A 7899-nucleotide genomic window follows, 5' to 3' on the forward strand; every position below is an offset into this window, starting at 1 on the left:
TGGGCTGGTCCGTCCACAACCCTTACGAAAGGGACGCCCGGTGACCGAGAAGGCCGACCTTCAGCCCATCCTCGACCGTGCAGCCGCCGGTGGGCGGATCACCCCCGACGAGGCGCTCGCGCTGTACCGGGACGCACCGCTGCACGCGCTGGGCTCCGCGGCCGACGCCGTACGCCGCCGCAGGTACGCCGGCACCGAGCACATCGCGACGTACATCATCGAGCGCAACATCAACTACACGAACGTCTGCGTCACGGCGTGCAAGTTCTGCGCCTTCTACGCCGCCCCCAAGGACACGGCCAAGGGCTGGTCCCGGGACCTGGACGACATCCTGCGCCGGTGCGCCGAGACGGTCGAGCTGGGCGGCACCCAGATCATGTTCCAGGGCGGACACCACCCGGACTACGGCGTCGAGTACTACGAGAAGCACTTCGCGGCGATCAAGAGGGAGTTCCCGCAGCTGGTCATCCACAGCCTGGGGGCGTCCGAGGTCGAGCACATGGCCCGGATCTCCAAGGTGAGCGTCGAGGAGGCCATCCGGCGCATCCACGCCGCCGGGCTCGACTCCTTCGCCGGTGCCGGCGCCGAACTGCTGCCCGAGCGGCCCCGCAAGGCCATCGCCCCGCTGAAGGAGTCCGGCGAGCGCTGGCTGGAGATCATGGAGATCGCGCACAACCTGGGCGTCGAATCCACCTCCACCATGCTCATGGGCACCGGCGAGACCAACGCCGAGCGCATCGAGCACCTGCGGATGATCCGGGACGTCCAGGACCGCACGGGCGGCTTCCGCGCCTTCATCCCGTACACCTACCAGCCCGAGAACAACCACCTGAAGGGCCGGACGCAGGCGACCCTCTTCGAGTACCTGCGGATGATCGCGATCGCCCGGCTGTTCATGGACAACATCGCCCACATCCAGGGCTCGTGGCTGACCACGGGCAAGGAGGCCGGGCAGCTCTCCCTGCACTACGGCGCCGACGACCTCGGCTCGATCATGCTGGAGGAGAACGTCGTCTCCTCCGCGGGCGCCAAGCACCGGTCCAACCGGATGGAGATCATCGACCTGATCCGCAAGGCCGGGCGGGTGCCCGCGCAGCGGTCGACCACGTACGAGCACCTCGTGGTGCACGACGACCCGGCGAACGACCCCGTCGACGACCGCGTGGTCTCGCACATCTCCTCCACGGCCATCGAGGGCGGCACGGCTCACCCCGAGCTGAAGCTGCTCGCCTCCAACTGAGCGGCCGCGGAGAGGCAGTTGGAAACCATTCACACGGCCGACGCCGTCCGCGTCACCTGGGACTCCGAGCCCGTCAAGGGCGGTGCCGTGGCCGTCGGACGGGACCGGATCGGTGCCGTCGGGAAACTCGACGACGTCCGTGAGGCGTTCCCCCGGGCCCGGGTCCGCAGATGGCCCGGGACCCTCGGTCCCGCCCGGGTCCACGAGGGGCCGCTCCCGGACGCCCCGAGCCCGCGCGAACGTGTCCACGAGGTGCTGAAGCTCGGCGCGGTCGCGGTCCTGGAGGAGTACGTCGACTCACCGGAACTGCGGTCCGCCGCCGAGCGCAACGACGTCGTCGTCCTGCCGCGTGCGCGCAACACCGCGATCGTCCCGACCGGCCGCGCCGACCTCGCCGTCTTCGACGACGCGGGGGAGTGCGTCGCGACGGTGTGCGCGGGGCGGCTCGTGCACCGGCGGCGCTGACCAGCGCCCTTCTCATCCGGCGCTCCGGCCGTCAGCCCGCGAACGCCTCCCCGAACGCCCCCGGACGCTGCCGCACGCCACTGCAGTCGGTCGCCGGCCGGTCCGGCGCGGAGCCGTCCGCGCACGGCCGGTCCCGCGCGGCCGACCACATGGACACCCACCCGATGCCCTTCTCCTCGGCGAAGGCCCGGACCTCGGCCGCGTCGGCGAGCGTGAAGGTCTCGCCGTCGACGTCGTTGACGCCGATCATCGAGGTGAGCGCCATGCCCTGCCATGCCTCCTTGTCCGAGGTGCCGAAGACCTTCTTCAGCTGGGTGTGCGCGGCCCTGGCGGCTGTGAGGGCGTAGCCGCCCATGTCGCCGTCGAAGGACGTGCCGTAGTTCATCGTCATCAGGTTGACCGTGGCGACCCGCACGCCGTCGTCGTCGGCGGAGCCGAGCAGCGCCAGGCTGTCCTCGCCCAGGCCCGAGGGCATGACCGGGAGCGTGAAGGAGACCTCCAGGTCCGTGCGTTCCTTCTGGAGCAGCGCGATCGCCTTCGAACGCAGGGCGACGGAGGCGGAGTCGGCCAGCTCGTCGCCCTCGACGTCGAAGTCGGCCCGGGTGGCTCCGGCCGCGTCGAGGGCGGTGCCGTACGCCGCCGCCAGTTCCGTCGCGCTGTCGCACACGGCCGCGAGTTCCCTGCCGGAGGCGCCGCCGAAGGAGACCCGGACCTGGGCGCCGTTCTGTGTCAGCCGCGCTGTCCGGGACCTCACCGCCGCGTCACCGATCTCGTGACCGCCGTCCCAGCTCGGGGCGCAGTCGTCACCGTCGGCCAGGACGAAGGCCAGGTTGTACGTCGTCGGGGAGCCGGCCGAGTCGGTGCCGGCGGCATCCGTGGCGCTGGCGTACGGGGCGTAGGCGGTGCCGGTCCCGGCAGGGGACGAGGTGCCGGGGGCGGCTGTCGCCGAGGGGGCCGGACGGGCCGCCCGGTCGGGCGGATCGGCCTGTTCGGCGGGTTCGGCCTGTTCGGAGCACCCCGTGGCGACCAGGGCGACCAAGGCGACCACGCAACCCAGTCCGACCGCCGCGGGCTTCCGGTAACTCCTCATGACGCGTGCTCCCGTTCTCGTGAGACCTCAGGGGTACACGCACCCAGTACGTTTCCCGGCAGCGAACGTCTCCCGAGGCAGGGAACACCGTGTCACGGCCGGAGCCGCGCCTTCTCCCGGGCGGGCGTACTGCAACAATGGGCCCGTGACCCGCGCATCCCTGGACAAGCAGCCGCACGAAGTCGCCTCGATGTTCGACGACGTGGCGGAACGGTACGACCTCACCAACGACGTGCTGTCCCTCGGCCAGGACCGGCGATGGCGCAAGGAGGTCGCCAAGGCGGTCGACGCGCGCCCCGCGCAGAAGGTCCTCGACCTGGCGGCGGGCACGGGCACGTCCTCGCTGCCCTTCGCCCGCACCGGCGCGTACGTCGTCCCCTGCGACTTCTCCCAGGGCATGCTCCGGGTCGGCAAGCAGCGCCGGCCCTGGCTGCCCTACACCGCCGGGGACGCGACCCGGCTGCCCTTCAAGGACGGCACCTTCGACGCCGTCACCATCTCCTTCGGGCTGCGCAACGTGCAGGACACGGACGCCGCCCTGCACGAGATGTACCGGGTGACCCGGCCTGGCGGGCGGGTCGTGATCTGCGAGTTCTCCCACCCCACCTGGGCGCCGTTGCGCACCGTCTACACCGAGTACCTGATGCGCGCCCTGCCGCCGGTGGCGCGGGCCGTGTCCTCCAGCCCCGACGCCTACGTCTACCTCGCCGAGTCCATCCGGGCCTGGCCCGACCAGCCCGAGCTCGCCGGGCGGCTGGGCAAGGCCGGCTGGTCCCGGGTGGCCTGGCGCAACCTCAGCGGCGGCATCGTCGCCCTGCACCGGGGCTTCAAGGACAGCTGAGCCCGGGAGCAGCCCTTCGGCCGGGTGATCAAGAGCGCTGAATAGACTGCCCCCTGTCCCCGTGCCGGTCGGCACGCAGATTTCGAACCTTGGGGAGATCCCGCCGTGACCGAGCCCCTCTCCGAAAACACCGCCGATGTGATCGTCGTCGGCGCGGGGCCAGCCGGCTCCACGACCGCGTACCACCTCGCCAAGGCCGGACTCGACGTACTGCTCCTGGAGAAGACGGAGTTCCCGCGCGAGAAGGTCTGCGGCGACGGCCTCACCCCACGCGCCGTCAAGCAGCTGGTGGCGATGGGCATCGACATCTCGGAGGAGGCCGGCTGGCTGCGCAACAAGGGCCTGCGCATCATCGGCGGCGGGGTGCGGCTCCAGCTCGACTGGCCGGATCTCGCCTCCTTCCCCGACTACGGCCTCGTCCGCAAGCGTGACGACTTCGACGAGCAGCTCGCCCGGCAGGCCCAGAAGGCGGGCGCCCGGCTGTTCGAGCGCTGCAACGTGGGCGCGCCGATCCTGGACGACCGCACGGGCCGGATCACCGGTGTGCACGCCAAGCTCGGCGAGGACAAGCGCGAGGTCACCTTCCGCGCCCCGCTCGTCGTGGCCGCCGACGGCAACTCCACGCGCCTGTCCCTCGCGATGGGCCTGCACCGCCGCGAGGACCGCCCGATGGGCGTGGCCGTACGGACGTACTTCACCAGCCCGCGCCACGAGGACGACTACCTGGAGTCCTGGCTGGAACTGTGGGACCGCCGCGGCCCCGTGGACCGTCTCCTGCCCGGCTACGGCTGGATCTTCGGCATGGGCGACGGCACGTCCAACGTCGGTCTGGGCGTCCTCAACACCTCCGACTCCTTCAGGGAGCTGGACTGGCGCGAGGTCCTGAAGGCCTGGTGCGCGTCCATGCCGGAGGACTGGGGCTACACCCCGGACAACATGACCGGGCCCATCCGCGGCGCCGCCCTCCCCATGGCCTTCAACCGCCAGCCCCACTACACCAAGGGACTGCTGCTGGTGGGCGACGCCGGCGGCCTGGTGAACCCCTTCAACGGCGAGGGCATCGCCTACGCCATGGAGTCCGGCCAGATCGCCGCCGACGTCATCGTGCAGGCGCACGCGCGGGCGACGCCGGCCGGCCGCGAGATGGCCCTCCAGCGCTACCCGCGCGTCCTGAAGGACACCTACGGCGGCTACTACACGCTCGGCCGGGCCTTCGTGAAGCTCATCGGCAACCCGAAGGTCATGCAGATCGCGGCCCAGCGCGGGCTCACGCACCCGATGCTGATGAGGTTCACGCTGAAGCTCCTCGCGAACCTCACCGACCCGACCGGCGGCGACGCGATGGACCGCATCATCAACGGCCTGAGCAAGGTGGCACCGAAGGCCTGATCAGGCACTCGGGCCTTCGGGCCTCCAGGCACTCGGGCCTTCGGCGCCGAAGGCCCGCTCAGCCGCTCAGCGCCGCGATGTTGGCGGCCCGGCGCGCGAACACCGCCTCGCGCCGGTCCGCCGTCTGCCGCAGCGCCTCCTTGCGTTCCCGCCCGGACAGCCGGTCCAGGTACACCTGTCCGTTCACATGGTCGGTCTCGTGCGCCAGGCAGCGGGCGAAGTAGCCCGTGCCTTCGATCACGAGCGGTTCGCCGTCCCGGTCGTACCCGCGTACCACCGCCCGGTCCGGACGCGGCACGTCCATCGTGGCCCCCGGCACCGACAGGCACCCCTCGCCCTCGTCGAGCAGCCTCCGGTGAGCGGCGTCCAGCGGCTCCAGCACCGGGTTGACGATGTGCCCGACGTGCCGCACCCCGTCGTCATCCGGGCAGTCGTAGACGAACAGCCGCAGATCGACCCCGACCTGGTTCGCCGCGAGTCCGGCACCGTCCGCGGTGTACATCGTGAGGAACATGTCGTCGATCAGCGCGGCGAGGTCCGGACCGAACTCGGTGACGTCCCGGCACGGCTTGTGCAGGACCTCCTCACCGACCTCGGTGATCCGCCGGACCCGCCCGCGCCGGGCCTCGGGCGCGAGCCCCGGGTACGAGTCGACGGGCCGTCCTTGTACGAAGACGCTCGGCATCTGTCTCTCCCTGTCCGCATGAGGATGCTGTGGGGAGTCATCACAGCAGAACGCCCGCAGCGGTCCCAGCGGCAGACCGGCCGTACCCGCAGACGCCTCCTCACGGCCCCCAGGGGAGCCGCCGGGCCGCTGCCGAGGGGCCGGGGCCCTCACGGGGCCCGGCGGCCTCCTGCGGCGGACAGGGCGCCTCGCCCCTGCTGCGGACATGCCGGGAGGGCCGCTGCCCCGAGTGGCAGCGGCCCTCAAGCCCGTGTGCGTGCGGTCAGAGGACGCGCACGGCGCCCGACGCCGGGTAGCCCGACAGGTCCTGGATGACGACGCCCTTGGACGGGTTGGCCGCGTCCAGGTACTGGCCGTCGCCGATGTAGACACCCACGTGGTACGCGGAGCCCTTGCCGCCCCAGTAGAGGATGTCGCCGACCTGGACGTCGGACAGCGGCACGTCCGTGCCGGCCATCGACTGGTCCTGCGAGACGCGCGGCAGGTCCACACCCACCTGCTTGTACGCGGCCTGCACGAGCGAGGAGCAGTCCCAGGCGTTGGGACCGGTGGCACCCATGACGTAGGCGTCGCCCACCTGAGCCTTCAGGAAGGCGATGACGGTCGCGACGCTGCCGCTGGAGGGCGCCGACACCGACGTGGAGGCGGACGCGGAGGCGGAGAGCGTGGCACGCTCGGTGCTGCGCGTGGCGCGCTCGGCGGCGGCCTTGCGGGCGGCCTCGGCGGCCTTCTTCTTGGCCTCCGCCTTCTTCTTCGCCTCGGCGAGGTCCTTCTTGGCCTCCGCGGCGGCCTTGGCGGCGGCGGCGTCACGCTCTGCGCGCAGTTCGTAGTTCGCGGCCGTCTGCTGGGTGGCGGCGGCGGACTGGGCGACCTGAGCGGACAGGTCGGCCGTCAGGGTGGGCAGCTCGATGGTCTGCGTCACCGGCTCGGCGGCGTTCGCCGAGGCCGACGCACCAGCCGCTGCCATGCTGAGAACGCCACCGGCAACTCCGGCACGCAGGGCGATCGAAGAGGTCGCGCTGCGGCGGGGCTTCCGGTGGCTGCGTATGTGAGCGGTGTGGGACATGGGAACAACCGGTACCAGGGGCTCCTTCATATCTTCAAGAAACGTGTGCTGCGCCACAGTTGTTCAATCGAGCCCCGAAAACGCCCGCACGAGGCTCTTTATTGACGCCGTAACGGACATTGCGGGCTCACCGTAACCGGCCTGTGATCACGGTCTTTGATCAATACGCCCGAATTGCCCCGCACCTACCATCGGTTGGGTTGATTGGCCAAGCCCCGTTCTCATGAGCCTCTCATCCGTGTGACGGAGGTCACGGAACGGCTGTCACGGCAGCGGCGTCCGCCGTCGGAGATCACGACCGGATCACGGCCTCGCGAAGATCGTGAACGAATGCACGCGTCCACACCCCGCTCCGCACGCCCCTTGAGGTGTGAACGCGCCTCTATCAAGAGATCGAGTCCATCACCAATTTGCATGCACGGGAACCCTCTTGATATTGAGACGCCCCCTCCGGCCTGCGCTGACGAGCCAAAATGTCACCTCTGGTGATCACTCGGACGCTTCGGGTGTGAAGATCACCGCTCATCCGACTTCATGATCGATCGTCAGGTGGTAGAGATCACAAAGCTTGTGCAATACCCCGTGTCGCAGATCACAGAGCGTCGGGCATAAGATGCACGCGGTTGGGCTTGTGACCTGCTTCACATGTTCCCGATCTTCGCCGGGGCGGGCGGGGTTCGAGGGACAGGTGGGGCGGATGTGAGCCCGATGCAAACCGCCAGCAGTCAGTGCCGACTGAGAGGAGCGAGGAGCGGTGAACGCTTATGCGCCCATCCTCGTACTGGGAGCCCTCGGGGCAGGCTTTGCGATCTTCTCCGTGGTCATGGCCACGTTGATCGGGCCCAAGCGGTACAACCGGGCCAAGCTCGAGGCCTACGAATGCGGGATCGAGCCGACCCCCACGCCGGCCGGCGGCGGGCGCTTCCCCATCAAGTACTACCTGACGGCGATGCTTTTCATCGTCTTCGACATCGAGATCGTCTTCCTCTATCCCTGGGCCGTCACCTTCGACGCCCTGGGGATTTTCGGGCTCGTGGAGATGCTGCTCTTCGTGCTCACCGTCTTCGTCGCGTACGCGTACGTATGGCGGCGCGGCGGCCTGGAATGGGACTGAGGGGCCACA

Annotated in this window: 8 protein-coding genes; 5 read left to right on the top strand and 3 right to left on the bottom strand. The window is 70.1% G+C overall.

Annotated features, from left to right (window positions below):
- The first annotated feature begins 40 nt into the window (after nt 1-40).
- Together mqnC and ACFZDA_RS38600 are read left to right on the top strand one after the other, a co-directional pair.
- Nucleotides 41-1240 carry a cyclic dehypoxanthinyl futalosine synthase gene (mqnC, locus tag ACFZDA_RS38595; protein ID WP_391090685.1) on the top strand — a complete coding sequence of 400 codons (1200 nt, stop codon included), beginning with the start codon at nt 41-43 and terminating at the stop codon, nt 1238-1240.
- 18 nt (nt 1241-1258) lie between these two features.
- The gene (locus tag ACFZDA_RS38600) at nt 1259-1705 is read left to right on the top strand and encodes a hypothetical protein (RefSeq protein WP_391090687.1); all 447 of its coding nucleotides are present in this window, start codon (nt 1259-1261) and stop codon (nt 1703-1705) included.
- A 31-nt stretch (nt 1706-1736) separates the two neighbouring features.
- On the opposite strand, the gene ACFZDA_RS38605 is transcribed toward ACFZDA_RS38600, so the two are convergent.
- A complete protein-coding gene (locus tag ACFZDA_RS38605) occupies nt 1737-2795 on the bottom strand; it encodes a chitinase (RefSeq protein WP_391090688.1) in 1059 nt (352 codons plus the stop codon).
- 145 nt (nt 2796-2940) lie between these two features.
- Here ACFZDA_RS38605 and ACFZDA_RS38610 point away from each other — a divergent pair, with 145 nt between their 5' ends.
- On the top strand, nt 2941-3636 hold the full coding sequence (locus ACFZDA_RS38610) for a demethylmenaquinone methyltransferase (protein WP_391090690.1): 696 nt from the start codon (nt 2941-2943) through the stop codon (nt 3634-3636).
- Nucleotides 3637-3741: 105 nt separating this feature from the next.
- Nucleotides 3742-5025, top strand: a complete 1284-nt coding sequence (locus ACFZDA_RS38615) for a geranylgeranyl reductase family protein (RefSeq protein ID WP_391090692.1) — start codon at nt 3742-3744, stop codon at nt 5023-5025.
- 58 nt (nt 5026-5083) lie between these two features.
- Here the strand turns inward: ACFZDA_RS38615 and def are convergent, their stop codons facing one another.
- Nucleotides 5084-5710, bottom strand: a complete 627-nt coding sequence (def, locus tag ACFZDA_RS38620) for a peptide deformylase (RefSeq protein WP_391090694.1) — start codon at nt 5708-5710, stop codon at nt 5084-5086.
- 262 nt (nt 5711-5972) lie between these two features.
- Nucleotides 5973-6806: an NlpC/P60 family protein gene (locus tag ACFZDA_RS38625; protein ID WP_391090696.1), complete on the bottom strand. Its 834-nt coding sequence runs from the start codon at nt 6804-6806 to the stop codon at nt 5973-5975.
- Between the two features lie 724 nt (nt 6807-7530).
- Here ACFZDA_RS38625 and ACFZDA_RS38630 point away from each other — a divergent pair.
- Complete coding sequence (locus ACFZDA_RS38630; protein ID WP_003992243.1) at nt 7531-7890, top strand: NADH-quinone oxidoreductase subunit A; 360 nt, start codon at nt 7531-7533, stop codon at nt 7888-7890.
- Nucleotides 7891-7899: the final 9 nt, after the last annotated feature.

Origin of the sequence: Streptomyces sp. NPDC007991 (genome assembly GCF_042958445.1) — a bacterium.
In the GTDB taxonomy this organism is placed as follows: Bacteria; Actinomycetota; Actinomycetes; order Streptomycetales; family Streptomycetaceae; genus Streptomyces.